General features: G+C 57.9%; 25 protein-coding genes. 8 read left to right on the forward strand and 17 right to left on the reverse strand.

Annotated features, from left to right (window positions below):
- Window positions 1–45: 45 nt before the first annotated feature.
- The 13 genes from ACJ8QI_RS20150 to asnC all read right to left on the reverse strand — a co-directional run bounded on the left by ACJ8QI_RS20150 (window position 46) and on the right by asnC (window position 11,600).
- Window positions 46–465, reverse strand: coding sequence for a F0F1 ATP synthase subunit epsilon (locus ACJ8QI_RS20150; protein ID WP_004933814.1), 420 nt, complete (start codon window positions 463–465; stop codon window positions 46–48).
- Window positions 466–485: 20 nt separating this feature from the next.
- Window positions 486–1,868: a F0F1 ATP synthase subunit beta gene (gene atpD, locus ACJ8QI_RS20155; RefSeq protein ID WP_004933813.1), complete on the reverse strand. Its 1,383-nt coding sequence runs from the start codon at window positions 1,866–1,868 to the stop codon at window positions 486–488.
- A gap of 32 nt (window positions 1,869–1,900) precedes the next feature.
- On the reverse strand, window positions 1,901–2,764 hold the full coding sequence (gene atpG, locus ACJ8QI_RS20160) for a F0F1 ATP synthase subunit gamma (protein ID WP_004933811.1): 864 nt from the start codon (window positions 2,762–2,764) through the stop codon (window positions 1,901–1,903).
- Window positions 2,765–2,823: 59 nt separating this feature from the next.
- Complete coding sequence (gene atpA / locus ACJ8QI_RS20165) at window positions 2,824–4,365, reverse strand: F0F1 ATP synthase subunit alpha (protein WP_004933808.1); 1,542 nt, start codon at window positions 4,363–4,365, stop codon at window positions 2,824–2,826.
- Window positions 4,366–4,377: 12 nt separating this feature from the next.
- Window positions 4,378–4,911, reverse strand: coding sequence for a F0F1 ATP synthase subunit delta (gene atpH, locus ACJ8QI_RS20170; RefSeq protein ID WP_025160298.1), 534 nt, complete (start codon window positions 4,909–4,911; stop codon window positions 4,378–4,380).
- A 14-nt stretch (window positions 4,912–4,925) separates the two neighbouring features.
- Window positions 4,926–5,396 carry a F0F1 ATP synthase subunit B gene (atpF, locus tag ACJ8QI_RS20175; protein ID WP_004933804.1) on the reverse strand — a complete coding sequence of 157 codons (471 nt, stop codon included), beginning with the start codon at window positions 5,394–5,396 and terminating at the stop codon, window positions 4,926–4,928.
- A gap of 57 nt (window positions 5,397–5,453) precedes the next feature.
- Complete coding sequence (gene atpE, locus ACJ8QI_RS20180) at window positions 5,454–5,693, reverse strand: F0F1 ATP synthase subunit C (RefSeq protein WP_004093904.1); 240 nt, start codon at window positions 5,691–5,693, stop codon at window positions 5,454–5,456.
- A gap of 49 nt (window positions 5,694–5,742) precedes the next feature.
- Window positions 5,743–6,522 carry a F0F1 ATP synthase subunit A gene (gene atpB, locus ACJ8QI_RS20185; RefSeq protein WP_025160299.1) on the reverse strand — a complete coding sequence of 260 codons (780 nt, stop codon included), beginning with the start codon at window positions 6,520–6,522 and terminating at the stop codon, window positions 5,743–5,745.
- Between the two features lie 22 nt (window positions 6,523–6,544).
- Window positions 6,545–6,928, reverse strand: coding sequence for a F0F1 ATP synthase subunit I (gene atpI, locus ACJ8QI_RS20190; RefSeq protein WP_004933796.1), 384 nt, complete (start codon window positions 6,926–6,928; stop codon window positions 6,545–6,547).
- Between the two features lie 639 nt (window positions 6,929–7,567).
- Window positions 7,568–8,188: a 16S rRNA (guanine(527)-N(7))-methyltransferase RsmG gene (gene rsmG / locus ACJ8QI_RS20195; RefSeq protein WP_015379471.1), complete on the reverse strand. Its 621-nt coding sequence runs from the start codon at window positions 8,186–8,188 to the stop codon at window positions 7,568–7,570.
- A 138-nt stretch (window positions 8,189–8,326) separates the two neighbouring features.
- Window positions 8,327–10,216 (reverse strand): tRNA uridine-5-carboxymethylaminomethyl(34) synthesis enzyme MnmG, encoded by a 1,890-nt coding sequence (gene mnmG, locus ACJ8QI_RS20200; RefSeq protein WP_060424381.1) that lies wholly within the window; start codon window positions 10,214–10,216, stop codon window positions 8,327–8,329.
- Window positions 10,217–10,597: 381 nt separating this feature from the next.
- On the reverse strand, window positions 10,598–11,038 hold the full coding sequence (gene mioC / locus ACJ8QI_RS20205) for an FMN-binding protein MioC (protein ID WP_016929621.1): 441 nt from the start codon (window positions 11,036–11,038) through the stop codon (window positions 10,598–10,600).
- 100 nt (window positions 11,039–11,138) lie between these two features.
- Window positions 11,139–11,600 carry a transcriptional regulator AsnC gene (gene asnC, locus ACJ8QI_RS20210; RefSeq protein WP_004933786.1) on the reverse strand — a complete coding sequence of 154 codons (462 nt, stop codon included), beginning with the start codon at window positions 11,598–11,600 and terminating at the stop codon, window positions 11,139–11,141.
- A 155-nt stretch (window positions 11,601–11,755) separates the two neighbouring features.
- On the opposite strand from asnC, the gene asnA reads away from it, so the two are divergent.
- On the forward strand, window positions 11,756–12,748 hold the full coding sequence (gene asnA / locus ACJ8QI_RS20215; protein WP_041037361.1) for an aspartate--ammonia ligase: 993 nt from the start codon (window positions 11,756–11,758) through the stop codon (window positions 12,746–12,748).
- Window positions 12,749–12,754: 6 nt separating this feature from the next.
- On the opposite strand, the gene viaA is transcribed toward asnA, so the two are convergent.
- Entirely contained in the window at window positions 12,755–14,218 is a 1,464-nt protein-coding gene (viaA, locus tag ACJ8QI_RS20220; protein ID WP_049200559.1) for an ATPase RavA stimulator ViaA, read from the reverse strand.
- 2 nt (window positions 14,219–14,220) lie between these two features.
- Window positions 14,221–15,729 (reverse strand): ATPase RavA, encoded by a 1,509-nt coding sequence (gene ravA / locus ACJ8QI_RS20225; RefSeq protein ID WP_336844143.1) that lies wholly within the window; start codon window positions 15,727–15,729, stop codon window positions 14,221–14,223.
- Window positions 15,730–16,012: 283 nt separating this feature from the next.
- Between ravA and kup the strand changes: the two genes are divergently transcribed.
- The 7 genes from kup to rbsR all read left to right on the forward strand — a co-directional run bounded on the left by kup (window position 16,013) and on the right by rbsR (window position 23,866).
- A complete protein-coding gene (gene kup, locus ACJ8QI_RS20230) occupies window positions 16,013–17,881 on the forward strand; it encodes a low affinity potassium transporter Kup (protein WP_049200553.1) in 1,869 nt (622 codons plus the stop codon).
- 171 nt (window positions 17,882–18,052) lie between these two features.
- Window positions 18,053–18,472: a D-ribose pyranase gene (gene rbsD / locus ACJ8QI_RS20235; protein WP_084827031.1), complete on the forward strand. Its 420-nt coding sequence runs from the start codon at window positions 18,053–18,055 to the stop codon at window positions 18,470–18,472.
- Window positions 18,473–18,479: 7 nt separating this feature from the next.
- On the forward strand, window positions 18,480–19,985 hold the full coding sequence (rbsA, locus tag ACJ8QI_RS20240) for a ribose ABC transporter ATP-binding protein RbsA (protein ID WP_194572970.1): 1,506 nt from the start codon (window positions 18,480–18,482) through the stop codon (window positions 19,983–19,985).
- Between the two features lie 6 nt (window positions 19,986–19,991).
- Window positions 19,992–20,960, forward strand: a complete 969-nt coding sequence (gene rbsC, locus ACJ8QI_RS20245) for a ribose ABC transporter permease (protein WP_019455467.1) — start codon at window positions 19,992–19,994, stop codon at window positions 20,958–20,960.
- Between the two features lie 24 nt (window positions 20,961–20,984).
- On the forward strand, window positions 20,985–21,872 hold the full coding sequence (gene rbsB / locus ACJ8QI_RS20250) for a ribose ABC transporter substrate-binding protein RbsB (protein ID WP_442532989.1): 888 nt from the start codon (window positions 20,985–20,987) through the stop codon (window positions 21,870–21,872).
- 61 nt (window positions 21,873–21,933) lie between these two features.
- On the forward strand, window positions 21,934–22,860 hold the full coding sequence (rbsK, locus tag ACJ8QI_RS20255) for a ribokinase (RefSeq protein ID WP_060424389.1): 927 nt from the start codon (window positions 21,934–21,936) through the stop codon (window positions 22,858–22,860).
- A 4-nt stretch (window positions 22,861–22,864) separates the two neighbouring features.
- Entirely contained in the window at window positions 22,865–23,866 is a 1,002-nt protein-coding gene (rbsR, locus tag ACJ8QI_RS20260; protein ID WP_016929629.1) for a ribose operon transcriptional repressor RbsR, read from the forward strand.
- Here rbsR and mdtD read toward each other — a convergent pair.
- Both mdtD and ACJ8QI_RS20270 read right to left on the reverse strand, forming a co-directional pair.
- Window positions 23,863–25,278 carry a multidrug transporter subunit MdtD gene (mdtD, locus tag ACJ8QI_RS20265; protein ID WP_060441274.1) on the reverse strand — a complete coding sequence of 472 codons (1,416 nt, stop codon included), beginning with the start codon at window positions 25,276–25,278 and terminating at the stop codon, window positions 23,863–23,865. The genes rbsR and mdtD overlap by 4 nt on opposite strands.
- A gap of 65 nt (window positions 25,279–25,343) precedes the next feature.
- Window positions 25,344–26,033, reverse strand: a complete 690-nt coding sequence (locus tag ACJ8QI_RS20270) for a FadR/GntR family transcriptional regulator (protein ID WP_033636503.1) — start codon at window positions 26,031–26,033, stop codon at window positions 25,344–25,346.
- Between the last annotated feature and the right edge of the window lie 289 nt (window positions 26,034–26,322).

Raw genomic sequence — 26,322 nt, forward strand, 5'->3', positions numbered from 1 at the left:
CCCTATAGGCCGCTTTCTTAAAGTTGGGTGCCAGGCACCCAAACATTACATCGCTTTTCTGGTGAGCTCGATAACGCGCAGTTTTGCGATCGCTTTCGCCAGTTCAGCGGATGCCTGAGCATAGTCGACATCGCCATGAGAGCTGCGAATGTGTTCTTCAGCTTTACGCTTAGCTTCCAACGCTCTCGCTTCGTCGAGGTCAGTACCACGGATAGCAGTGTCCGCCAGCACGGTAACCACGCTCGGCTGCACCTCGAGGATGCCGCCGGACAGGTAGATGAACTCTTCTTCACCGTGCTGCTTAACAATACGCACCATGCCAGGCTTGATGGCAGTCAGCAGCGGCGCATGGCCAGGGAAGATCCCCAGTTCACCTTCGCTGCCTGTCACCTGGATCTTCTGCACCAGGCCGGAAAACATCTGTTTTTCCGCGCTGACTACATCCAGATGGTAAGTCATAGCCATATCACCCTCCTCTCAAGGCGTTACAGTTTCTTGGCTTTTTCCACTGCTTCTTCAATGGTGCCAACCATGTAGAACGCCTGCTCCGGCAGGTGGTCATAGTCGCCGTCCATAATGCCTTTGAAACCACGGATGGTGTCTTTCAGCGATACGAACTTGCCCGGAGAACCGGTGAAGACTTCTGCCACGAAGAACGGCTGAGACAGGAAGCGTTGGATCTTACGCGCACGGGATACGACCAGTTTGTCTTCTTCAGACAGCTCGTCCATACCCAGGATCGCGATGATATCTTTCAGTTCCTGGTAGCGTTGCAGAATGGACTGCACGCCACGCGCTACGTCGTAGTGCTCCTGGCCAACAACCAGCGGATCCAGCTGACGGCTGGTGGAATCCAGCGGGTCAACGGCCGGGTAGATACCCAGAGAAGCGATGTTACGGCTCAGTACCACGGTTGCGTCCAAGTGCGCAAAGGTGGTGGCTGGTGACGGGTCAGTCAAGTCATCCGCAGGAACGTAAACGGCCTGTACGGAAGTGATGGAACCGGTCTTGGTCGAGGTGATACGTTCTTGCAGAACGCCCATCTCTTCCGCCAGCGTTGGCTGATAACCTACCGCGGATGGCATACGGCCCAGAAGTGCGGACACTTCGGTACCGGCCAGGGTGTAACGGTAGATGTTGTCAACGAACAGCAGAACGTCACGGCCTTCGTCACGGAATTTCTCCGCCATGGTCAGACCGGTCAGCGCAACGCGCAGACGGTTACCTGGTGGCTCGTTCATCTGGCCGTAAACCAGGGATACTTTGTCCAGAACGTTGGAGTCGGTCATTTCGTGGTAGAAGTCGTTACCCTCACGAGTACGCTCGCCCACGCCCGCAAACACGGAATAACCGGAGTGCTCGATCGCGATGTTACGGATCAGCTCCATCATGTTTACGGTTTTACCCACGCCCGCACCGCCGAACAGACCGACTTTACCGCCCTTGGCGAATGGACAAATCAGGTCCATTACCTTGATACCGGTTTCCAGCAGTTCCTGGGAGCTGGACAGCTCTTCGTAGCTTGGCGCCGCGCGGTGAATCGCCCAACGCTCTTCTTCGCCGATGTCGCCTTTCATGTCGATCGGTTGACCCAATACGTTCATGATACGGCCCAGGGTAGCTTTACCCACCGGCACTTCAATCGGGTGGTCCAGGTTGTTCACTTTCAGACCGCGACGCAGACCGTCGGAGGTCCCCATTGCGATACAGCGAACCACGCCACCGCCCAGCTGTTGCTGAACTTCCAACACCAGTTTTTCGGTGCCGTTTTCTACCTCAAGGGCATCGTACACTTTTGGTACGGCATCCTGAGGGAACTCGACGTCCACCACGGCGCCGATTACCTGGATAATCTTTCCAGTAGCCATCTTGAATCCTCTACGTAATTCGTAAACCTAGCTTAAACCGCGGAGGCTCCCGAAACGATCTCGGTGAGTTCCTGAGTGATGCTGGCCTGACGCGCCTTGTTGTATACCAACTGCAGCTCTTTGATCAGGCTACCGCCGTTATCGGTTGCGGCTTTCATCGCGACCATTCGTGCGGCCTGCTCGCTGGCCAGGTTTTCCACGACGCCCTGATAAACCTGCGACTCCACATAGCGGCGCAGCAAGGTATCAAGCAGCACTTTTGGATCGGGTTCATACAGGTAATCCCAAGGCGTTTTCTTCAGCTCTTCGTCATCGGCTGGCGGTAACGGCAGCAGCTGAAGCACCTGTGGCTCTTGGGACATCGTATTAACAAATTTGTTGCTGACAATGTACAGCTTGTCCAAACGACCTTCGTCGTAGGCCTGCAGCATCACTTTCACCGGCCCGATCAGATCCGACAGGGAAGGTTTGTCCCCCATGCCGGTCACCTGGGCAACCACGTTGCCGCCCACGGAACCAAAGAAAGAGGCCGCTTTAGAGCCAATCAGCGCCAAATCGGTTTCGACGCCTTTTTCGGACCAGGCTTTCATCTCCGCCAGCAGCTTTTTGAACAGGTTGATGTTCAAGCCGCCGCAGAGACCACGGTCAGTAGACACCACCAGATACCCGACGCGCTTAACGTCACGCTCATCCAGGTACGGGTGCTTGTACTCCAGATTCCCTAACGCAAGGTGACCAATCACTTTGCGCATGGTCTCTGCATAAGGACGGCTGGCCGCCATGCGATCCTGCGATTTACGCATTTTGGAGGCGGCGACCATTTCCATCGCTTTAGTGATCTTTTGCGTGTTTTGCACGCTAGCGATCTTACTACGTATCTCTTTTGCGCCGGCCATCTCTGCTTCTCCTCAGTGCCAGACGGCCTGCTGTCTTTCAACAGCAGGACCGTTCGGCGTTACCAGGACTGGGTTTTCTTGAAGGTCTCGAGGATGTCTTTCAACTTGCCCTCGATCTCATCATTGAAGTTGCCAGTTTGGTTGATGTGGTTCAGCAGCTCGGCGTGCTCGCGGTCCGCATAGGCGACCAGCGCGGCTTCGAAGCTCACCACTTTGGCGACTTCGACGTCGTTCAGGTAACCGCGTTCTGCGGCAAACAGCACCAGAGACTGTTGTGCAACCGACATCGGCGCATACTGTTTCTGTTTCAGCAGCTCGGTCACTTTTTGACCGTGGCTCAGCTGTTTGCGGGTCGCGTCGTCCAGATCGGAGGCGAACTGGGAGAAAGCAGCCAATTCACGATACTGCGCCAGCGCGGTACGGATACCACCGGACAGTTTTTTCATGATCTTGGTCTGCGCGGCGCCACCAACACGGGATACGGAGATACCCGGGTTAACTGCCGGACGAATACCGGAGTTGAACAGGTTGGATTCCAGGAAGATCTGACCATCGGTAATCGAGATTACGTTGGTCGGAACGAACGCGGAAACGTCACCCGCCTGGGTTTCAATGATCGGCAGAGCGGTCAGTGAACCGGTTTGGCCTTTAACTTCACCTTTGGTGAAGGCTTCAACGTATTCGGCGTTAACGCGCGCTGCACGCTCCAGCAAGCGGGAGTGCAGGTAGAATACGTCGCCTGGGTAAGCTTCACGACCTGGCGGACGACGAAGCAGCAGGGAAATCTGGCGGTAAGCAACGGCCTGTTTGGACAGGTCATCGTACACGATCAGCGCATCTTCACCGCGGTCACGGAAGTATTCGCCCATTGCGCAACCGGCGTATGGCGCCAGGTATTGCAGTGCAGCAGATTCGGAAGCGGTCGCCACCACCACGATGGTGTTGGCCAGTGCGCCGTGCTCTTCCAGTTTGCGCACCACGTTAGCGATGGTGGACGCTTTCTGACCGATAGCCACGTAAACGCATTTGATGCCGGAGTCGCGTTGGTTGATGATCGCATCGATCGCCAGCGCGGTTTTACCGGTCTGACGGTCACCGATCACCAGCTCACGCTGGCCACGGCCGATTGGAATCATGGCGTCAACGGATTTGTAGCCAGTCTGAACCGGCTGATCAACGGACTGACGCTCGATAACGCCTGGCGCGATAGCTTCTACCGGAGAGAAGCCGTCGTTCTCAATCGGGCCTTTGCCGTCGATTGGTGCGCCCAGGGTGTTAACTACGCGGCCCAGCAGACCACGACCGACTGGAACTTCCAGGATACGGCCGGTGCATTTAACCTTCATGCCTTCGGCCAGATCCGCGTACGGACCCATAACCACGGCACCTACGGAGTCGCGCTCCAGGTTCAATGCGATTGCGTAACGGTTGCCAGGCAGCGCGATCATTTCGCCCTGCATAACTTCGGCCAGGCCGTGTACGCGGATGATCCCGTCGCTGACGGAAACGATAGTACCTTCATTGTGAGCTTCGCTCACTACATTGAACTGAGCAATGCGCTGCTTGATCAGTTCGCTGATTTCGGTGGAATTCAGTTGCATGCTCCAGTCCCCTTAAGACTGCAAGACGTCTGTCAGGCGTTCAAGACGACCGCGAACGCTGCCATCAATCACCATATCGCCGGCGCGAACAACGATGCCGGCCAGTACAGACTTGTCAATTTTGCAATTCAGCTTAACTTTGCGTGACAGACGTTTTTCCATCGCAGCGGCGATTTTCGCCTGCTGTTCGTCGCTCAGCGCGCTCGCAGAGAGCACTTCGACTTCGACGGTGGATTCCAGCGAGGCGCGCAGTTCGATGAACTGCTGCAGCACGGCAGGAAGAACCAGTAAACGTCCATTTTCGGCCATTACACGGATAAAGTTCTGGCCATGTTCGTCGAGCCGATCGCCACAAACCGCGATGAACGTCTTGGACAGCGTTTCTGGCGCGACCGCGCCAGACAGCAGTTCAGAAATCTGTTCATTGCGAGTGACTTCAGCCGCAAACGCCAGCATGTCCTGCCAGCGCTCTACGCTTTGGTGCTCAACGGCAAAGTCAAAAGCTGCTTTGGCGTAGGGGCGAGCTACAGTTACAAATTCAGACATCAGCCCCTCCCTCCTTACAGTTCAGCGACCAGTTTATCAACGATGTCGCTGTTAGCAGCTTCATCCACGGAACGTTCGATGATCTTCTCGGCGCCGGCAATTGCCAGCATCGCGACTTGCTTACGCAACTCTTCACGAGCGCGCTTACGTTCGGCTTCGATCTCAGCCTGAGCCTGCGCCACGATTTTGTTACGTTCCTGCTCGGCTTCGGCTTTCGCTTCATCCATGATCTGAGCTTTGCGTTTGTTCGCTTGCTCGATGATCACCTGAGCTTCTGCTTTAGCAGTTTTCAGCTGGTCGGTCGCATTGGCTTGCGCTAAGTCCAGATCTTTTTTGGCACGCTCTGCAGAAGCGAGGCCGTCAGCGATTTCTTTCTGACGTTTCTCGATGGCAGCCATGATCGGCGGCCATACGTACTTCATGCAGAACCAGACAAACAGAACGAACGCGATGGCCTGGCCGAGGATTGTTGCGTTAAGATTCACAGCACAATGCCTCTTTAAAAGTTAATAGTTTGGTTACGTCGTAGAGGGTTACTCTACTTACGCGACGGCGAACATCACGTACAGACCCAGACCTACAGCGATCATCGGGATGGCGTCGACCAGACCCATAACGATAAAGAACTGTGTACGCAGCAGAGGAATCAGGTCAGGCTGACGAGCAGCGCCTTCCAAGAATTTACCACCCAGGATGCCGATACCGATCGCAGCACCGATTGCCGCTAAACCCATCATCACAGCGGCAGCCATGTACAGCAGATCCATACTCAGGTTTTCCATGACAGTCTCCAGTTTGTTTCAGTTTAAAAGTGCAAGTGTTTTAAGAAAATCAGTGCTCTTCAGACGCCATCGACAGATAGACGATCGTCAGAACCATGAAAATAAAGGCTTGAAGCGTAATGATCAGGATGTGGAAGATAGCCCAAGGCAAGCTCAGGACCCACTGTGACCACCACGGCAACAGGCCGGCAATCAGGATGAAGATCAACTCACCCGCATACATGTTGCCGAACAGTCGCAGACCCAGTGAAACAGGTTTGGACAGCAGGCTGACACCTTCAAGAATCAGGTTGATAGGAATGAATACAGGGTGGTTGAACGGCTGCATGGTCAACTCTTTAACGAACCCGCCAACGCCTTTCATTTTGATGCTATAGAACAGAATCAGGATAAACACGCCCAGCGCCATCGACAGCGTGACGTTCACGTCGGCGGTAGGCACGACGCGCAGCGCAGGCAGACCGAGAACGTGGGTGCCGAGATAAGGCAGGAAGTCAACCGGGATGAGGTCCATCAGGTTCATCAGGAACACCCAGACGAACACGGTCAGTGCCAACGGCGCTATGACCTTGCTCTTGCCGTGGTACATATCGCGCACGCTGCTGTCGACGAAACCGACCACCAGCTCCACGGCGGTTTGCAGTTTACCCGGCACGCCGCTGGTGGCGTTTTTGGCCACTTTGCGGAAGATCACCAGGAAGAGCGCCCCGAGGACGACGGAGAAAAACATCGAGTCGAGGTTAATCGACCAAAACCCAGTCCCGACCTGAAGCTGCGTCAGGTGGTGACCGATATACTCCTGTGGAGTCAAGACTTCTCCTGCAGACATGATGCCTCTTACCCTTATTTAGTTAAGTTCGGTAACTGTTAATCACGGCCGGTGCCACTATCTGCACCACTAACACCGCTAAATAGGTCAGGCCAAGCGGTATAAACTCCGCCTTGAACACCCCCAGCGCCACGATCAGCAAAACGATGGTGATCACGACCTTTAGCCCCTCGCCGATGGCGAACGACCAGGCAACCCTACCGGGCGCCGGCGTTTGCGCCTGATGGCGCAAGGCAAACAGCATAAACATTGCACTCGGCAACCAGGCGGCGAGACCGCCTGCCAGCGCCGAAGCGCTCCATTCCGGGCTTTTCAGCCAGAAAGCAACGCTGATCAGAACAAAAGTCATTAACTGCAAAAACAGCAGTTTGCGTGCGACTTTCCCGCTGTAAAGGGACACAGACATGACGTTTGTTCTCTCCGTACCCCAGAGGGGGTATGCTGAGTGACGTATACAACTGTTTTTGCTGTCCTGAGTCAAGCAGCAAAAAACGAGCAAATTATACGGGGCATACCAACGAATTCAATCGATAAGTAGCGAAAAGGTGAACAATTATTTAAATTTCCCTATTCCAGCCTATTTTCACAAGAAAACGGTCGGAATAATAGGGCGCATTTAATTGTCTGATTATTCCAGCGTTGCGTTTAGAAACGCGAAGCCGATCACAGTAATGTCCCTTCCTGATTTATAGCCGATGGTCAACCAAACCGTCTTTAGCAATTTGAGCGATCAAAAGATTATATAAATCAAAACATTATCAGTTAACTGTTCAAAAACAATCCGTATACCCGATGAAAACCTTTTATTGACAAGCAGCGGGGCAATATTCCAACAGCCAATTAACATTAGCAGCAAACGCCAATCTTTCGCACATGATTGCTAACGTGACTATTTCCAAATGCAATTACTCTATTGTCGCTAATTAGCCGCGTTTTTTGTGTTAATAGGAAGTAAATTAACTAAAAAAAGCGGCCAACTAATTAGCCTGCTTATCTTTCTGCCTGGTACTGCCTTTAATTCACGCTTGTTTGATCAAAAGCAAACTCAGTTTGCCTTAAGAATCACCAGATGGCGTTCGCCTTCCAGTTCAGGCACCTGCAGCCGCACGATAGACTCCAGGCTAACGCCTGCAGGCAGCTGCGTCAGCTCTTCATCCGGGCGCACGCCTTTCAACGCGTAAAAACGCCCCTGCCCTTTCGCCGGCAGATGATGGCACCAGGACAGCATATCCTGCAGCGAAGCGAACGCGCGGCTGATCACGCCATCGAACGGTGGCTCGGCCGGAAACGCCTCAACGCGGCTCTGCACCGGCTCGATATTGTTCAGGCCCAGCTCATGCTGCACCTGACGCAGGAAACGCACACGCTTACCCAGGCTGTCGAGCAGCGTGAAATGCGCGTCCGGGCGCACGATCGCCAGCGGAATGCCCGGCAAGCCAGGGCCGGTGCCGACATCGATAAAACGCGAGCCCTGCAGATGCGGGTTGACCACGATGCTGTCGAGGATGTGGCGCACCAGCATTTGCTGCGGATCGCGCACCGACGTGAGGTTATAAGCCTTGTTCCATTTATCCAGCATGCCGACATAGCCCAGCAGCTGCTGTTTCTGCTGATCGGGCAGCTCAATGCCTGCTGCCGCAAGCAGCGAGTCTAATTTTTTTTGCACAACGGATCCTCTGGCAGGCGCTGAACGACCAGCGGATGGTTAGCTGGCGCAATGAGGCGACTATGATAATTCAGGGCGCAAGTGATGTCAGCGGCCGTTTGGCTACGGGATGAACAAACGGCCGCCTGGATGCGAGATTTATGCGCTGCGGCGCAGCAGTCCCTGCTTTTTCAGCCAGATCAGCAAAATCGAGATCGCCGCCGGCGTAATGCCGGAGATACGCGAAGCCTGGCCGATGGAGTTCGGTTTGTGATCGTTCAGCTTGGCGATCACCTCGTTCGACAGCCCCGAAACCTGACGGTAATCGAGATCCAACGGCAGCACGGTATTCTCGTTGCGCTGCTGTTTTTCGATCTCTTCCTGCTGGCGAGCGATGTAGCCTTCGTATTTGACCTGGATCTCGACCTGTTCGGCGGCTTGTACGTCGTCCAGCGGCGGCGCGAAGACGTCGGTGCCGGTCAACTGCGCGTAATCCATCTCAGGGCGGCGCAGCAGCTCTTCGCCGTTCGCTTCACGCGACAACGGCGCTTTCAGCAGCGCATTGACCTGTTCGACGTTCTCGGCGTGCGGGTGCATCCAGATGTCGCGCAGGCGCTGACGTTCGCGTTCGATTCGCTCCAGCTTCTCGCTGTAACGCGCCCAACGCACATCGTCCACCAGGCCCAGTTCACGGCCTTTTTCCGTCAGGCGGAGATCGGCGTTGTCTTCGCGCAGCATCAGACGATACTCGGCGCGTGAGGTAAACATCCGGTACGGTTCTTTGGTGCCGAGGGTGCTGAGATCGTCCACCAGCACGCCCAGATAAGCCTGATCGCGACGTGGCGCCCAGCCTTCCTGTTCGTCGGCGAAGCGCCCGGCGTTCAAACCGGCCAGCAGGCCCTGCGCAGCGGCTTCTTCATACCCGGTAGTGCCGTTGATCTGGCCGGCGAAGAACAGCCCCTGAATGAATTTGCTTTCCAGCGTCGGCTTCAAATCGCGCGGATCGAAGAAATCGTACTCGATGGCGTAACCAGGGCGAATAATACGCGCGTTCTGCATGCCTTCCATCGAACGGACGATCTGCATCTGCACGTCGAACGGCAGGCTGGTGGAGATCCCGTTAGGGTAAATCTCGTTGCTGGTCAGGCCTTCCGGTTCGAGGAAGATCTGGTGCGCGTTGCGATCGGCAAAGCGCATGACCTTGTCTTCGATCGACGGGCAGTAACGTGGGCCGATCCCTTCGATGATCCCGGCATACATCGGGCTGCGATCGAGGTTATTGCGGATCACGTCATGGGTTTTTTCATTGGTATGGGTGATGTAGCACGCCATTTGTTCTGGGTGCTGGCTAGCATCGCCCAAGAACGAGAATACCGGCACCGGCGTATCGCCGTGTTGTGGCGCCAGTACGCTGAAATCGATAGTGCGAGCGTCGATGCGCGGCGGCGTACCGGTTTTCAAGCGGTTAACGCGCAGCGGCAGTTCTCGCAGGCGCTGCGACAGCGAGATTGAAGGAGGATCCCCGGCGCGGCCGCCGCTGTAATTCTCCAGGCCAATATGGATCTTACCGTCCAGGAAAGTGCCGACGGTCAATACCACCGCCTTGGCGCGGAATTTCAGGCCCATTTGGGTGACGGCGCCCACGACGCGATCGTTTTCGACGATCAGATCCTCAACGGGTTGTTGGAAGATCATCAGGTTGGGTTGGTTCTCCAACGCGGTACGGATCGCCTGGCGATACAGTACGCGATCCGCCTGAGCGCGCGTGGCGCGAACGGCTGGGCCTTTGCTGGCGTTTAGTATCCTAAACTGGATGCCGGCATGGTCGATCGCCGTGGCCATCAGGCCGCCGAGTGCATCAATTTCCTTAACCAGATGCCCTTTACCAATACCGCCAATCGCCGGGTTGCAGGACATCTGTCCCAGCGTATCGATATTGTGTGTCAATAATAAAGTCTGACGTCCCATGCGTGCCGCGGCCATGGCGGCCTCGGTCCCTGCATGGCCACCACCGATGATGATGACGTCAAATTGATCTGGATAAAACATGGAACTGCACCTCGCCGTATTGCGAACGATCGTTATTTGCCCTGGGGTGGGGGATTCTACTCAAGTTTAGACGATCGACCAAGTGGTCAGGATCGTCGGTAATTAAAAGAAGATCTTTTTTATTTAAAGATCTCTTTATTAGATCTCTTATTAGGATCGCGATCCTCTGTGGATAAGTGACTATTCACGATGAAGATCAGCAGATTAAGGAGGATCGTTTGCTGTGAATGATCGGTGATCCCGACGCAGATAAGCTGGGATCTAAAAGGCTTGTTATGCACAGGACAAAAAGCGCACTACGGTTGTTATTGGGATAACTACGGCTTTTACCCTGCTTTTAAGTATAGTTATCCACAATCGTCCGCACGATCTTTAGGCGAATTAGAGTAAATTAATCCAGTTTTTTACCCATTCCTCGGCCGGATCCTCGGGAATTTCATGTTCGGTCACGTCGATCTCGAGACGATCGCCGATCCTTTTCGCGCCTCTGGCGATCAACAGATCGTCGATCTGTTTGATCGCACCGCAGAAGGTGTCGTATTCCGAACTGCCCAAACCGACGGCGCCGAACTGCACCTCGGAAAGATCCGGCTGTTGTTCGGCGATCTGCTCCAGCAACGGCTGAAGGTTATCCGGCAGTTCGCCGGCGCCGTGCGTGGAAGAGACCACCAGCCAGCGACCGGTCAACGGCAGCTCATCCAGTTCAGGGCCGTGCAGCATCTCGGTAGAGAAACCCGCGTCTTCCAGCTTTTCAGCCAAATGTTCAGCCACGTATTCGGCGCTGCCAAGCGTACTGCCACTGATCAGAGTAATGTCTGCCATGAACCAACGATCCCAACCTTCTCACTCAAAGTGGCTGCATTGTACGCTGTGAATCGGCTGGGATCTACCTGTGGATAATGTGGGTATGCAATTTGGCGGGTTACGGCACAATGGTGCGCATAATGGGGTTCTGCAGCGAGATCAGCGTTTCGGTAGACTGGATCTCGTCGATGGTCTGGATCTTGTTGATAAGTACCTGTTGCAGCGCGTCGATCGATCGGCACATCACCTTGATAAAGACGCTGTAGTGGCCGGTGGTGTAATAGGCTTCCACCACTTCTTCCAGGCTTTCCAGCTTCTTCAGCGCCGAAGGATAGTCTTTGGCGCTCTTTAATATGATGCCGATAAAGCAGCACACGTCATAGCCCAGCTGTTTGGGGCTGACGTCGATGCGCGCGCCGGTGATGATCCCGGCCTGTTTCATCTTCTCTACCCGCACATGAATGGTGCCGGGGCTGACGGCGAAGTTTTTCGCCAGTTCGGCGTACGGTGTGCGCGCGTTGTCCATCAGTGCGTTGAGGATGCCGCGATCGAGATTATCGATCTGATAAATTTCCGCCATTTAATCTCCCATTAATTAACGATTGTTGAATTCTGTCCGGGTAAAAATGAACGATTAAAAGTGAAAAGGCAATATTGATTAGTGGATATTGAATTGGCGTATCATTTTGTTGCTTAATCGATGGCAACAGAGACAGGTTTACAAGAGATACGGCAATGAAAAAACAGTTTATCCAAAAACAACAACAAATCAGCCAGGTCAAATCCTTCTTCTCCCGCCAGCTGGAGCAACAGCTCGGTCTGATCGAAGTGCAGGCCCCGATCCTCAGCCGTTTGGGCGATGGCACGCAGGATAACCTCTCCGGCAGCGAGAAAGCGGTGCAGGTTAAGGTCAAAACCCTGCCGGACGCCACCTTCGAAGTGGTGCATTCACTGGCGAAATGGAAACGCAAAACCCTGGGTAGTTACGATTTCGGCGCTGGCGAAGGCCTGTACACCCATATGAAGGCGCTGCGCCCGGATGAAGATCGCCTGACGCCTATCCACTCGGTGTACGTCGATCAGTGGGATTGGGAGCGGGTAATGGGCGATGGTGAGCGCAGCCTGGACTACCTGAAAAGCACCGTGCGCAGCATTTACGCCGCCATCAAGGCGACGGAGGCGGAAGTCAGCCGCGAGCATGGTCTGACTCCGTTCCTGCCGGAACAGATCCACTTTGTGCACAGCGAAACCCTGCTGCAGCGCTACCCGGATCTGGACGCCAAAGGGCGCGAGCGGGCGATCGCCAAAGAGCTGGGCGCGGTATTCCTGATCGGCATCGGCGGCAAGCTGTCGCACGGCAAATCGCACGATGTGCGGGCGCCGGATTATGATGACTGGACCACGCCGGCGGCGGATGGCCTGGCGGGCCTGAACGGCGACATCGTGGTGTGGAACCCGGTGCTGCAGGACGCTTTCGAGCTGTCCTCTATGGGCATCCGCGTCGACGCCGCCGCGCTGAAACATCAGCTGGCGCTGACCGGTGACGAAGAGCGCATGAAGCTGGAGTGGCACCAGTCGTTGTTGCGCGGCGATATGCCACAGACCATCGGCGGCGGTATCGGCCAGTCGCGTTTGGTGATGCTGCTGTTGCAACTGTCGCATATCGGCCAGGTGCAGTGCGGCGTGTGGTCGCCGGAAGTGCGCGGGGCGGTCGAAGGCCTGCTCTGATCCTGCCTAGCGCCGCCAGCGGCGCATCAAACGGCTTTTCAGCCCGGTATCAAAGCGCCAGATATGATCGAAGATGCGCATGATGCCGGGTTTGCCGTAGGCGGACATCGCCACCGCATGGAAACGCTGCTGGTGGCTTTGCTGCTGCTGTTTTACCTTCTTTATTACCTCCTCCGGCAATCGCTGGGCGATAAAATCGGAAATGATCACCGCATCGGCGTCGAACCAGCCGCTTTCCGCCATTTTGGTGACGGTGGCGTTCAGGCAGGCCGCCAGATCGGTGCCGCCGCGAAACTGCTGACCGAGAAAGCGCACCGCCTGTTCGATGCCGCTGGCGGCGGTGAGTTCGTAATGCACGATCTGGTTGGCGAACAGCATGATGTAGCAGCGGCGGTTGTCCGCCAGCGCAATGCGCAGCAGCGCCAGGCAGAACGCCTTGGCGCACTGTTCGTTGAAGCCGCCCATCGATCCTGAGGTGTCCACGCAGACGATAAACGGCCCGCGCGGCTGTTGATCCTGCTGCTGGTGGGTGACCTGGCGGATCAGGATCTGTTCCTGCCAAACGTCGCCCTGCAGGCGGTAGCTCAGCAGCCGCTTTTCCAACAGGCGGCGATAAAACTCGAACTCCAGCTCTTCAATCCCCAGCGTCGCCAGCTCCGGCGGCAGCAGGCGCAGGATGTCATCGCTTTGATGAATGCCGCTCACTTCTTCCGGCAGCGTGGCCGGCACCTGTACCATGACCCTGAACGGTTCGGGCTGCGCGTCCTGTTGCTGCACTGCCTTGGCCTGATAGCTGCGGCCCAGCTGCTGCGCCAACTTTTTCAGCTCTGGCTGCTGCTGCAAAAAGTTGCCGTACTCCACCAGCCGTTGGTAATCACCGCGCTGCAGCTGGCCTTTGCTCATGTCCCACAGCCTGCCGGCGGCGGTGTCGTTCTCCGACAGCAGCGGCTCCAGCGCGCCGCTCAGCGCCAGGCGCTCCTGCAGTTCCGCCATCAGCTGCTCGCGCTCTTGTTCCAGCAGCTGGTGGTGCAGCATGGTGGCCTGCAGCGTCAGGCTGATGCGCCAGCGCTGCAGGAACAGGGTTTGGAAGCTGTCGTCCAGCGGATGATTGGGCAGATCGGCGGCGTCCACCAGCGCGCGCGCCTGTTCATAAAACGGCGAGACCAGCTGGCGCAGCAGCTCCATGGTGTCGTTGAGGTTGTGATAGAACTGGGTGTTATTCTCCAGTTGGCACTGTTGGTAGCGGTAAAATTCCTGCGCCAGCGCCGGCGGCACCATGGCCTCCTGCAGACGCTCCTTGAGCTGCAGTTTCCAGCGTGGCAGATCGCGATCCAGCGCCCGGCGAATGGCCGGAAACTTTTTAAAGAACACCGACAGCTGCGGCGCCGCCAGCATGCCGACGATCATCTCCTCGATCATCTCGCCTTCGGTGATCGCCAGCAGCAGATCGAGCGTCTCCAGACTGAGCATGGTTACTGGCCGCGCATTTGCTGCAGTTGCTGTTTAACCTGCTCTGCCACCTGCAGCAGACTGGCTTCGATCTTGGCCAGGCCGGCGGCGGGGGTGAACAGACAGGGCTGATGCTGGCTGAAGGCGCGGCGCTGCTCCGCCAGGCGCTGGGCCAACGCGTCCATTTCATCCAGCAGCGCCTGCGGCGTGGCGGTGGCCTGTTTGCCCGGCAGCGCCAGCAGCGAAGGCTGGCGGCTGACGTCCAGCACCGTCAGGTGCAGTTGGTCGTCGACCTCCAAATCGATCGGCTGCGCGAAGCCGATGCCGTTGAGCTTGGCGCGCACGTCGCCGCCTTTTTGCAGCCAGTTATCCAGCACGCTGCTCTCGATGCTCAGATGGTTGACCTGAATGTCATGCAGCTGCAGCGGTTTTTGCAGCAGCAGAGTGAGAGTGCCGCCGGCGAACGGCGTGGCCGGCGCGTATTGCGGTTTGCGGCTGAACATGCCGCCCTTTTTCACCAGGCTGATGGCCTGCCGGTCGCTTTGTTGTTGCTGATCCTGCAGCCAGCGGGTGTGGATTTGTTGCAGCTGGATCAGCATCGACTGCTGATGATAGGCCGATTCGGTCAGCAGCTGATCGATCTGCTGTTGCAGCAGTTTCAGCGAGGTGAGATCGTGCCACAGGCAGTCTTTCAGCAGCATCAGGTCGAGCGGGGCGATGGCGTCGCGCCCGCTGAAGAAGGCGCAGGCCTGCAGCAGGCGCAGGGCCTTTTTCCAGCGTCGGTCGGAGACGTACGGCGCCTGTTCCAGCGCGTCCAGCCGCTGGCGCAGCTGGAAAATCAGCTCAAAGCAGGCTTCCGGCAGCGCCACCTTGTCGATCTGCGGTTGCCACTGCAGAAACTCTTCGTCGCTGACGCTCAGCGCCGCCGGCACCGGGTTTTGGCTCTCGTTCTGGCGGTTGACCAGCAGCGAGCGGAAATTCTGTTTATCCTGCACCTTGTCCAGCCACAGGCGGATCAGCATGCGGTCATACAGGGCTTCGAGGCTGTTGTCTGCTTCGGGCAGTTCGTTGGAGGCGGTGACCAGCAGGCGCAGCGGGATCGGTTCTTCGCTGTTGCCGTTGCGAAAGCGCCGTTCGTTGATCGCCGTCAGCAGGGTGTTGAGGATCGCCGGGCCGGCCTTCCAGATTTCGTCCAGAAACACGATCTCCGCTTCCGGCAGATAGCCGGCGGTCAGGCGCTGGTAGCGCCCTTCGTCTTTCAGCGCCTGAATAGAGAGCGGGCCGAAGACCTCTTCCGGCGTGGAAAAGCGCGTCATCAGGTATTCAAAGGAGCGGGCGTTGCGGAAGGCAAACTTCAGCCGGCGCGCGATCAGGCTTTTGGCGATGCCGGGCGGGCCGAGCAGGAATACGCTTTCGCCGCTCAGCGCCGCGAGCAGGCACAGGCGGATCGCTTCTTGCCGCTCATAGAGACCGCTCTCCAGCGCGCTGCTGAGGCGGGAAATTCGTTCTGCCAGAAGGGATGATGGCGTCATATAATTGTCGCATTGTCCGAGAGTTAGCCAATCTTGGTCGATAATCCGATGATAAACCACCATTATTTTTAGTGGTATAGCTTATTGATTAGTAATATTTTTCTAAGCTGTGCCGGATATCCGATTCACATTTTGTTTATTTTTCGGCTCTGATATAAGGGTAGGCAAGGCGTATAAATGGTGCATACTGTGCGGCTTTCTGGTGGGCGTGACGGATCTTTGAGCCCGTATTTTGCCTGATGCGGATGCATCGCTAACGGATGTTCTGATAAAGAAACGAATTATGAGCGCAGAGCATAAGCAGTCCTTATCGGCGGTAACCCTGGCGGCCATCGGCGTGGTCTACGGTGATATCGGCACCAGCCCTCTCTATACGCTGAGAGAGTGTTTCTCCGGCCATTACGGCTTCGATGTTCGTCCAGACGTGGTTTTCGGCTTCCTGTCGCTGATTTTCTGGATGCTGATCGTGATCGTTTCCCTCAAATATCTCACCTACGTGATGCGCGCGGACAACGCCGGCGAGGGCGGTATCCTGACGCTGATGTCGCTGGCCGGGCGCAACACCTCGGCGCGCACTACCGCCGTGCTGGTGATACTGGGCCTGATCGGCGGCAGCTTCTTCTATGGCGAGGTGGTGATCACCCCGGCTATCTCGGTGATGTCGGCGATCGAGGGGCTGGAAATCGCCGCGCCTGCGCTTGACGCCTATATCGTGCCGCTCTCCATTCTGGTACTGACGCTGCTGTTCGCCATTCAAAAGCACGGCACCGGCAGCGTTGGCAAGCTGTTCGCTCCGGTGATGCTGCTGTGGTTCATCGTGTTGGCGGTGCTGGGCGCGCGCAGCATCATTTCGAACCCGGAAGTGCTGCAGGCGCTGAACCCCAAATGGGCGCTCAACTTCTTCATGGAATATAAGAAGGTATCGTTCTTCGCGCTGGGGGCGGTGGTGCTGTCGATCACCGGCGTCGAGGCGCTGTATGCCGATATGGGGCACTTCGGCAAGTTCCCGATTCGCCTGGCCTGGTTCACCGTGGTGTTGCCATCGCTGGTGCTCAACTACTTCGGCCAGGGCGCGCTGCTGCTGAAAAACCCGGAGGCGATCAAAAACCCGTTCTTCCTGCTGGCACCCGACTGGGCGCTGATCCCGCTGCTGATTCTGGCGACCCTGGCAACGGTTATCGCCTCGCAGGCGGTGATTTCCGGCGTCTTCTCGCTGACTCGCCAGGCGGTGCGTCTGGGCTATCTGTCGCCGATGCGTATCATTCACACCTCGGAAATGGAATCCGGCCAGATCTATATTCCGGTGATCAACTGGACGCTGTACATCTCGGTGGTGCTGGTGATCATCGGCTTCGAACACTCCAGCAATCTGGCGGCGGCGTACGGCATCGCCGTCACCGGCACCATGGTGCTGACCAGCATTCTGGTCACCTCGGTGGCGATCAACAACTGGCACTGGAATCGCTTCCTGGCGATCGGCATCGTGACCATCTTGCTGATCATCGACGTGCCGATGTTCTCCGCCAACGCCCTGAAGCTGTTCTCCGGCGGCTGGTTGCCGCTGACCTTGGCGCTGGTGATGTTCCTCATTATGACCACCTGGAAGAGCGAGCGTTTCCGCCTGCTGCGCCGCCTGCATGAACACGGCAACTCGCTGGAGGCGATGATTGCCTCGCTGGAGAAATCGCCGCCGGTGCGGGTGCCGGGTACCGCGGTGTTCATGTCGCGCGCCACCAACGTCATTCCTTTTGCGCTGCTGCACAACCTGAAGCACAACAAGGTGCTGCATGAGCGCGTGGTGCTGCTGACGCTGCGCACCGAGGATGCGCCTTACGTGCACAACGTGCGCCGGGTGACCATTGAACAGCTGTCGCCGACCTTCTGGCGGGTGGTGGCCAGCTACGGCTGGCGTGAAACGCCGAACGTCGAGGAAGTGTTCCACCGCTGCGGGCTGGAAGGGTTGCCGTGCCGCATGTCGGAGACCTCGTTCTTCATGTCCCATGAATCGCTGATCCTCACCAAGCGGCCGTGGTACCTCTATTTGCGCGGTAAACTGTTCGTCGCCCTGAGCCGCAACGCGCTGCGCGCGCCGGATCAGTTTGAGATCCCGCCGAACCGGGTCATCGAGCTCGGCACGCAGGTCGAGATTTAACCCGCCTGATAAGGGGCTCAGCATGGCTGAGCCCCTTTTGTTTGTGCATTGTCCGGGCGTGAACGAAACGTTTCGATAGCGATCACACTTCTGCATTGTCCCGGTTGCCTTCCCCTGCCGTTTTTTTAAACTCCCGCAGAGAGCGAAACGTTTCGCTAGCGGAGTGAGAAGATGAAAAAAGGCGTATTACTGAATTCCGACGTGTCTGCCGTGATTGCCCGGCTGGGGCATACCGACCAGCTCACCCTGTGCGACGCGGGCCTGCCGATACCGGCGGAAACGCAGCGCATCGATCTGGCGCTGACGCAGGGCGTGCCGACCTTCCTGCAGGTGTTCGCGGCGGTCACGCAAGAGATGCAGGTAGAAAGCGCCATCCTGGCGGAAGAGATCGTGAAACAGAATCCGTCGCTCCACGAGGCACTGTTGGCTGAACTGACCGCATTGGGTCAACGCCAGGGCAATACCATCAGCGTGCGCTATATCAGCCATCAGGCGTTTAAAGCGCAAACCGGGCACAGCCGGGCGGTGATCCGCAGCGGGGAGTGTTCGCCTTATGCGAACGTGATCCTGTGCGCCGGCGTAACTTTCTGAGGCGCGTATGCAACCTTTACTGCAACTGAAAGGGATTGATAAAGCCTTTCCCGGCGTGAAGGCGCTTTCCGGCGCTGCCCTCAGCGTCTATCCCGGCAAGGTGATGGCGCTGGTGGGAGAAAACGGCGCCGGGAAGTCCACCATGATGAAAGTGCTGACCGGCATCTACCAGAAAGACGCCGGCAGCCAGTATTTTCTCGGTAAAGAGGTGGCGTTCAACGGGCCTAAGGATTCGCAGGAAGCGGGCATCGGCATTATCCATCAGGAGCTGAACCTGATCCCGCAGCTGACGATTGCGGAAAACATCTTCCTCGGCCGCGAGTTCGTCAACCGTTTCGGCCGCATTGACTGGAAGCGCATGTACGCCGAGGCCGATCGCTTGTTGGCGCGTCTCAATCTGCGCTACAGCAGCCACCGACTGGTGGGCGAGCTGTCGATCGGCGATCAGCAGATGGTGGAGATCGCCAAGGTGCTGAGCTTCGAATCGAAAGTGATCATCATGGACGAACCGACCGATGCGCTGACCGACACCGAAACTGCCTCGCTGTTCAAGGTGATCAACGAGCTGAAGGCCGAAGGGCGCGGCATCGTGTATATCTCGCACCGCCTGAAAGAGATTTTTGAAATCTGCGACGACGTGACCGTATTCCGCGACGGGCAGTTTATCGCCGAGCGGCCGGTGAGCGAGCTGCAGGAAGATTCGCTGATTGAGATGATGGTCGGCCGCAAGCTGGAAGAGCAGTACCCGCGCCTTGATTTGCCGCGCGGGGAAAAACGGCTGGACGTCAGCCACCTTTCCGGCCCCGGCGTTGAAGACGTTAGCTTTACGCTGTATCGCGGCGAGATCCTCGGCGTGGCCGGGCTGATGGGCGCCGGGCGCACCGAATTGATGAAAATCTTGTATGGCGCCGCCCCGCGCAAGGCCGGCACCGTCAGCCTGGACGGTCGCGACGTGGTCACCCATTCGCCGCAGGACGGGTTGGCGAACGGCATCGTCTATATCTCGGAAGACCGCAAGCGCGACGGCCTGGTGCTGGGCATGTCGGTGAAGGAAAACATGTCGCTGACCGCGCTGCGCTATTTCAGCCGCGCCGACGGCAGCCTGAAACAGGCCGACGAGCGGCAGGCGGTGGGGGATTTCATCCGGCTGTTCAATATCAAAACGCCGTCGATGGAGCAGCCGATCGGTCTGCTTTCCGGCGGCAATCAGCAAAAAGTAGCGATCGCCCGCGGCCTGATGACCCGGCCGAAGGTACTGATCCTCGATGAGCCGACGCGCGGCGTCGACGTCGGCGCCAAAAAAGAGATCTATCAGTTAATCAACCAGTTCAAGCAGGAAGGGCTGAGCATCATTCTGGTGTCTTCGGAAATGCCGGAGGTGATGGGCATGAGCGATCGCATTCTGGTGATGCACGAAGGGCATCTCAGCGGCGAGTTCCCGATTGAACGGGCCACCCAGGAAGCGTTGATGGCGGCAGCCGTCGGCAAGCAATACGGCGTAAAGCAGGAGTAATCAGATATGAGTTCCCAGACTATCGCAGCTAAGCGCTGGTTCAGTAAAGAGTGGCTGTTAGAGCAGAAGTCGTTGATTGCGCTGCTGGTGCTGATCGCCGTGGTCTCTTCCATGAGCCCGAACTTCTTCACCCTGAACAACCTGTTCAATATTCTGCAGCAGACCTCGGTGAATGCCATCATGGCGGTGGGGATGACGCTGGTGATCCTCACCTCCGGCATCGATCTGTCGGTGGGATCGCTGCTGGCGCTGACCGGCGCGGTGGCGGCGTCGATCGTCGGCTTTGAGGTCAACGCGCTGGTGGCGGTGGCGGCGGCACTGGCGCTGGGCGCCGCGGTTGGCGCCTGCACCGGGGTGATCGTTGCCAAAGGCAAAGTGCAGGCCTTTATCGCCACGCTGGTGATGATGCTGCTGTTGCGCGGCGTCACCATGGTGTACACCAACGGCAGCCCGGTCAACACCGGTTTCACCGACGTGGCCGACACCTTCGGCTGGTTCGGCATCGGCCGCCCGCTGGGCGTGCCTACGCCGATCTGGATCATGGCGATCGTGTTCATCGCCGCCTGGTATATGCTGCACCATACGCGCCTGGGCCGCTATATTTATGCCCTGGGCGGCAACGAAGCGGCGACCCGCCTGTCCGGCATCAGCGTCGATAAAGTGAAGATTATCGTCTACTCGCTGTGCGGCCTGCTGGCGGCGCTGGCCGGGGTGATCGAAGTGGCGCGCCTGTCGTCGGCGCAGCCGACCGCCGGCACCGGCTATGAGCTGGACGCCATCGCCGCCGTGGTGCTGGGCGGCACCAGCCTGGCCGGCGGCAAGGGCCGCATCGTCGGCACGCTGATCGGGGCGCTGATCCTCGGCTTCCTGAACAACGGCCTGAATTTACTGGGTGTTTCTTCCTACTACCAAATGATCGTGAAGGCAGTGGTGATACTGCTGGCGGTTCTGGTAGATAACAAAAGCAACAAGTAACCTCCCCCTACAGGAATCACGATGATGAAAATGAAAAAACTGGCAACCTTAGCTTCCGCCATCGCGCTGAGCGCCACCCTGAGCGCCAATGCCATGGCCAAAGACACCATCGCGCTGGTGGTGTCCACCCTCAACAACCCGTTCTTCGTCTCGATGAAGGACGGTGCGCAGCAAGAGACCAACAAGCTGGGCTACAACCTGGTGGTGCTGGATTCCCAGAACAACCCGGCGAAAGAGCTGGCCAACGTGCAGGATTTGATGGTGCGCGCGCCCAAGCTGCTGCTGATCAACCCGACCGACTCCGACGCGGTAGGCAACGCCATCAAGATGGCCAACCAGGCTAAGATCCCGGTCATTACGCTGGACCGCGTGGCGAGCAAGGGTGACGTGGTGAGCCACATCGCTTCGGACAACCGCGTGGGCGGCAAAATGGCCGGCGACTTCATCGCCAAGAAAGTGGGCGCCGATGCCAAGGTGATTCAGCTGGAAGGCATCGCCGGCACCTCCGCCGCGCGTGAACGCGGTGAAGGCTTCAAACAGTCGCTGGATCAGAATAAATTCAAACTGTTGGCCAGCCAGCCGGCCGATTTCGATCGCACCAAGGGCCTGAACGTGATGCAGAACCTGCTGACTGCGCACCCGGATGTGCAGGCGGTGTTCGCTCAGAACGATGAAATGGCGCTGGGTGCGCTGCGCGCGCTGCAAACCGCCGGTAAAACCGACGTGATCGTGGTAGGCTTCGACGGCACCGCTGACGGCGTGAAAGCGGTCGAAGGCGGTAAGCTGGCGGCGACCGTGGCGCAGCGTCCCGATCAGATCGGCGTGATCGGTGTGGAAACCGCCGATAAAGTGCTGAAAGGCGAAAAAGTGCCGGCGACCATCCCGGTCGATTTGAAACTGGTCACTCAGTAAGTCATACCAGCGCCATCGGAACGGGGCGTTTACGATGGCGCGCAATTCAGGAATCAATGCGATGGAAACAGGTAAGCTGGTGGTTCTTGGCAGCATCAATGCCGACCATATCCTCAATATTGAACAGTTCCCCCACCCGGGCGAAACGGTGATCGGGAAACAGTATAAGGTGGCGTTTGGCGGCAAGGGCGCGAATCAGGCGGTGGCGGCCGGGCGCAGCGGGGCGGAGATCGCCTTTATCGCCTGCGTGGGCGCTGACGACATCGGCGAACGTGTCCGCCGGCAGCTGGCGAGCGATCGCATTGATACCCAACCGATTGAAGCCATCGCCGACAGCACCACCGGCGTGGCGCTGATCTTCGTCAACGCCGAAGGCGAGAACGTGATCGGCATCGATGCCGGCGCCAACGCCGCGGTGACGCCGGATTACCTGGCGCGCTACCAACAAAAAGTGATCGATGCCGACGCTTTGCTGATGCAGTTGGAGTCGCCGCTGGATACGGTGATCGCCGCCGCCCGCCTGGCGAAGCAGCATCACACGCAAGTGATCCTCAACCCGGCCCCGGCGCGTGAGCTGCCGGACGAGCTGCTGGGCATGATCGATATGATCACTCCGAATGAAACCGAAGCCCAGCGCCTGACCGGCATCGCCGTGGACAACGACGCCGATGCGGCGCGCGCGGCGCAGGCACTGCACGACAAGGGCATCGCGACGGTGATCATCACCCTTGGCAGCCGCGGCGTGTGGCTGAGCGAAAACGGCAACGGCAAACTGGTGCCCGGCTTCAAGGTGCAAGCGGTGGATACCATCGCCGCCGGCGATACCTTTAACGGTGCGCTAGTCACTGCCCTGTTGGAAGGCAAGGTCATGGCCGATGCGGTGCGTTTCGCCCATGCGGCGGCGGCGATCGCCGTGACCCGCCCTGGCGCGCAGCCTTCGGTGCCGTGGCGTGAAGAGATCGACGCCTTCTTGCAGCAGCAGGGGTGATCCTTTGGCCACCATGAAAGATGTCGCCCGCCTGGCGGGCGTTTCAACCTCTACCGTTTCGCATGTGGTCAACAACAATCGCTTTGTCAGCGACAGCGTGCGCGACAAGGTCATGGCGGCCGTGGAACAGCTGAACTATGCGCCTTCCGCGCTGGCGCGCAGCCTGAAGCTCAATCAGACGCGCACCATCGGCATGCTGGTGACCGCCAGTAACAACCCGTTTTATGCCGAAGTGGTGCGTGGCGTGGAGCGCAGCTGCTATGAACGCGGCTACAGCCTGATCCTGTGCAACACCGAAGAAGACGCCGCGCGCATGAACCGCAGTATGGAGACGCTGCTGCAAAAGCGCGTCGACGGTTTGCTGCTGATGTGCACCGAAAACCACCGGCCATCGCAAGATGCCCTGAGCCGCTACCCGTCACTGCCGATCGTCATGATGGACTGGGCGCCGTTCGAGGGCGCCAACGACATTATTCAGGATAACTCGCTGCTGGGCGGCGAGATGGCGACCGATCATCTGATCGCCTGCGGTTACCGCAAGATCGCCTGCATCGCCGGCCCGCAGGATAAAACCACCGCCCGTCACCGACTGGAAGGCTATCGCAACGCGATGCGGCGCGCCGGATTGCCGGTTCCGCCAGGGTATGAAGTGCATTGCGACTTTGAGTTTGAGGGCGGCGTGAACGCCATGCGCCAACTGCTGGCGCTGGACGAGCCGCCGCATGCGGTGTTCGCCGGTAACGACGCGGTGGCGGTGGGCGTTTATCAGGCGCTATATCAGGCCGGGCTTTCCGTGCCGCAGGATATGGCGGTGATGGGCTACGATGACATTGAGTTGGCGCGTTATCTGGCGCCGCCGCTGAGCACCATTCATCAGCCGAAGGATTCGCTGGGCGAACTGGCGATCGATGCGCTGATCAATCGCCTGCAAAACCCGGAGCGCGCGCCCCAGGTGCTGGTGCTGACGCCCGAGCTGGTGGAACGCGCCTCGGTGGGCCGCCGTTAACTGGCCGCCTTCGCTTCTTTCTTGCTTTCCTGGCCGCTGATCAAATTGCGGCCATCCTTCCTTCTCAGCAACATAAACACCAGCGCCGACGCCACGGTGACGATCCCCATGGTGATAAAGGTGTAATGGAAGTGGTCGATCATGGTGCCTAACGACAGGGATTCGTAAAAACGCAGCACCGCCGCGCTGATTGCCACGCCGAAGCTGATGGACAGCTGCTGGGTGACCGCCAGGACGCTGTTGCCGGCGCTGGCGTTGGCGTCGTTCAAATCCGCCAGGCTGATGGTGTTCATGGCGGTGAACTGGGTGGACATCGCCATGCCCAGCACGAACAGCGGCAGGATCATCAGCCACAGCGGCATGCCCGGGCTTTGCAGGGCGAACTGGGCGATCAGCACCCCGATGATAACGGTGATGCCGACCAGCGTTTTACGGTAGCCGAACCAGCGCAGCACCTGAGTGACGGTGGATTTCGCCATCAGCGAACCGATGGCGGTCGGCGCCATCATGCAGCCGGCGACGATCGCCGTATAACCGAATCCCACCTGCAGCATGAGCGGCATTAAAAACGGCACGCAGCCGGTTCCCAGCCTGGAGGCGACGTTGCCGGCGATACCGACCGAGAAGGTGCGGGTTTTGAACAGGTCGAGACCGATCAGCGGCTGAGGATGGCGGCGTGCGTGCGCGATATAGCCGAACAGCATCACGAAGCCGCTGAGCAGAATGCCCAGCGAAATGTAGCTCGCCAGCACCCGCTCGCCAAACAGCTCCAGCCCGGTAGAGATCAGCACCAGGCTCAGGCCGAACAGCATGAAGCCAAGGAAATCGAAGCGGCGCTTGGGCGTGGTGAAGTCCGGCATGTACTTGCGCGCATAGAAGATGCCGAGTAGGCCGATAGGGATATTGATCAGGAAAATCCAGTGCCAGGTGGCGTAGGTGACCAGCCAGCCGCCCAGCAGCGGCCCGAGAATCGGCCCGACCAGGCCGGGCATGGTGACGAAGTTCAGCACCGGCAGCAGTTCGCTGCGCGGGTAGGCGCGCAGCAGCGCCAACCGTGCAACCGGCATCATCATCGCGCCGCCGATGCCTTGCAGCACGCGAGAGGCGACCAGCACGCTTAACGTAGGGGACAGGGCGCACAGCAGCGAGCCAAGGGTGAATAACGTCACGGCGAAGATGAACACGCGGCGGGTGCCGAAGCGGTCCGCCAGCCAGCCGCTGACCGGGATCAGCATCGCCACCGTCAGCGTGTAGCTGATGACGGCCGATTGCATCGCCAGCGGTGAACGCCCCAGGCTTTGGGCGATCGCCGGCAGCGCGGTGTTAAGGATGGTGGCGTCCAGCGCCTGCATAAAGAACGCCATTGCGGCGATCCACGGTAGTCCTGCCATACTGCGCGCGGATTGGGTCATGGTCGGTCCTGGTTAAATGGTCGTCTGTCCCTCGTCTCTTTCTTCTATATAAGCGGGGAGCGTGTCTAGTCTTTCTCTTTCAGCAGCACCTGGCAGGCGACGAGCGCGCCGGCGCTGTCTCCGGCGAGTATCGCATCGACGATAGCCTGATGATGGCGCAGCTTGATCACTTCATTGCCGGTGATGGCACGGAAGTAGCTTTGGTACACCGAACTGAACAGGTTGGCGAACGAGGTCAGGAACGGGTTGCCGCTGGCCTCGTAGATGAGCTGGTGGAATTGGGTATCGACCTGGATCCAACGCTCGCGATCAAACTGGGTATGCAGCGCGCGCATTTCCGCCATCAGCTCCGCCAGCAGCTTGGTTTGCTGCGGGCTGGCGTGGTTTGCCGCCAACGCGCAGGCCTGCGGCTCCAGCGAAGTGCGCAGGATAAGGAAGTGTTGCATCACCTGATCGAAGTTTTCCCGCGTCATCCACCAGGTCAGTAAATCCTGATCGAGAAAATTCCATTGGCTTTGCGGCATCACGCGGGTGCCGATACGTGGGCGCGGCAACAACATGCCTTTGGCGGCTAACATCTTTACTGCTTCGCGTACTGCGGTGCGGCTGACGCCGAATTGCTCGCCCAGTTCCATTTCACCGGGCAGGATGCTGCCGGCCTGATAATCGCCCGCCAGAATTTGTTGGCCGAGTTTCTCTGCAAGCAGATAAGAAAGATTGCGTTGGGCGGCCTGTTGTTGTGCATTTAGCGGCATGGCTGCGGGTCCTTACTGACATCGTTATTTCTATTTTACTCCAGTGATCGCCAGCTTTTATGGCTGTTTGCCGGAAAAAGTGACATAAATTCGTCGCTTTTTCGCCCTTTTGTTGAAAAAAAGCGCGCTTGAAAAGTTTTTTGCAATTAGGGGTTGCGGCCCGCCAAGAACTCCCTATAATGCGCCTCCACTGACCGGGAACAACGACTGACAAGCCGCCGGGTCAGCGAGAGAAAAGCGAAATAAACGCTTGACTCTCCGGGTGAAAAGCGTAATATACGCCACCTCG

Source organism: Serratia sp. CY84636, assembly GCF_052166245.1.
GTDB classification, from domain to species: Bacteria; Pseudomonadota; Gammaproteobacteria; order Enterobacterales; family Enterobacteriaceae; genus Serratia; species Serratia nevei.

Coding starts and splice junctions, on each gene's coding strand:
- ACJ8QI_RS20150 (WP_004933814.1), bottom strand. CDS start 465: ATGGCTATGACTTACCATCTGGATGTAGTCAGCGCGGAAAAACAGATG.
- atpD (WP_004933813.1), bottom strand. CDS start 1,868: ATGGCTACTGGAAAGATTATCCAGGTAATCGGCGCCGTGGTGGACGTC.
- atpG (WP_004933811.1), bottom strand. CDS start 2,764: ATGGCCGGCGCAAAAGAGATACGTAGTAAGATCGCTAGCGTGCAAAAC.
- atpA (WP_004933808.1), bottom strand. CDS start 4,365: ATGCAACTGAATTCCACCGAAATCAGCGAACTGATCAAGCAGCGCATT.
- atpH (WP_025160298.1), bottom strand. CDS start 4,911: ATGTCTGAATTTGTAACTGTAGCTCGCCCCTACGCCAAAGCAGCTTTT.
- atpE (WP_004093904.1), bottom strand. CDS start 5,693: ATGGAAAACCTGAGTATGGATCTGCTGTACATGGCTGCCGCTGTGATG.
- atpB (WP_025160299.1), bottom strand. CDS start 6,522: ATGTCTGCAGGAGAAGTCTTGACTCCACAGGAGTATATCGGTCACCAC.
- atpI (WP_004933796.1), bottom strand. CDS start 6,928: ATGTCTGTGTCCCTTTACAGCGGGAAAGTCGCACGCAAACTGCTGTTT.
- mnmG (WP_060424381.1), bottom strand. CDS start 10,216: ATGTTTTATCCAGATCAATTTGACGTCATCATCATCGGTGGTGGCCAT.
- mioC (WP_016929621.1), bottom strand. CDS start 11,038: ATGGCAGACATTACTCTGATCAGTGGCAGTACGCTTGGCAGCGCCGAA.
- asnC (WP_004933786.1), bottom strand. CDS start 11,600: ATGGCGGAAATTTATCAGATCGATAATCTCGATCGCGGCATCCTCAAC.
- asnA (WP_041037361.1), top strand. CDS start 11,756: ATGAAAAAACAGTTTATCCAAAAACAACAACAAATCAGCCAGGTCAAA.
- viaA (WP_049200559.1), bottom strand. CDS start 14,218: ATGCTCAGTCTGGAGACGCTCGATCTGCTGCTGGCGATCACCGAAGGC.
- ravA (WP_336844143.1), bottom strand. CDS start 15,729: ATGACGCCATCATCCCTTCTGGCAGAACGAATTTCCCGCCTCAGCAGC.
- kup (WP_049200553.1), top strand. CDS start 16,013: ATGAGCGCAGAGCATAAGCAGTCCTTATCGGCGGTAACCCTGGCGGCC.
- rbsD (WP_084827031.1), top strand. CDS start 18,053: ATGAAAAAAGGCGTATTACTGAATTCCGACGTGTCTGCCGTGATTGCC.
- rbsA (WP_194572970.1), top strand. CDS start 18,480: ATGCAACCTTTACTGCAACTGAAAGGGATTGATAAAGCCTTTCCCGGC.
- rbsC (WP_019455467.1), top strand. CDS start 19,992: ATGAGTTCCCAGACTATCGCAGCTAAGCGCTGGTTCAGTAAAGAGTGG.
- rbsB (WP_442532989.1), top strand. CDS start 20,985: ATGAAAATGAAAAAACTGGCAACCTTAGCTTCCGCCATCGCGCTGAGC.
- rbsK (WP_060424389.1), top strand. CDS start 21,934: ATGGAAACAGGTAAGCTGGTGGTTCTTGGCAGCATCAATGCCGACCAT.
- mdtD (WP_060441274.1), bottom strand. CDS start 25,278: ATGACCCAATCCGCGCGCAGTATGGCAGGACTACCGTGGATCGCCGCA.
- ACJ8QI_RS20270 (WP_033636503.1), bottom strand. CDS start 26,033: ATGCCGCTAAATGCACAACAACAGGCCGCCCAACGCAATCTTTCTTAT.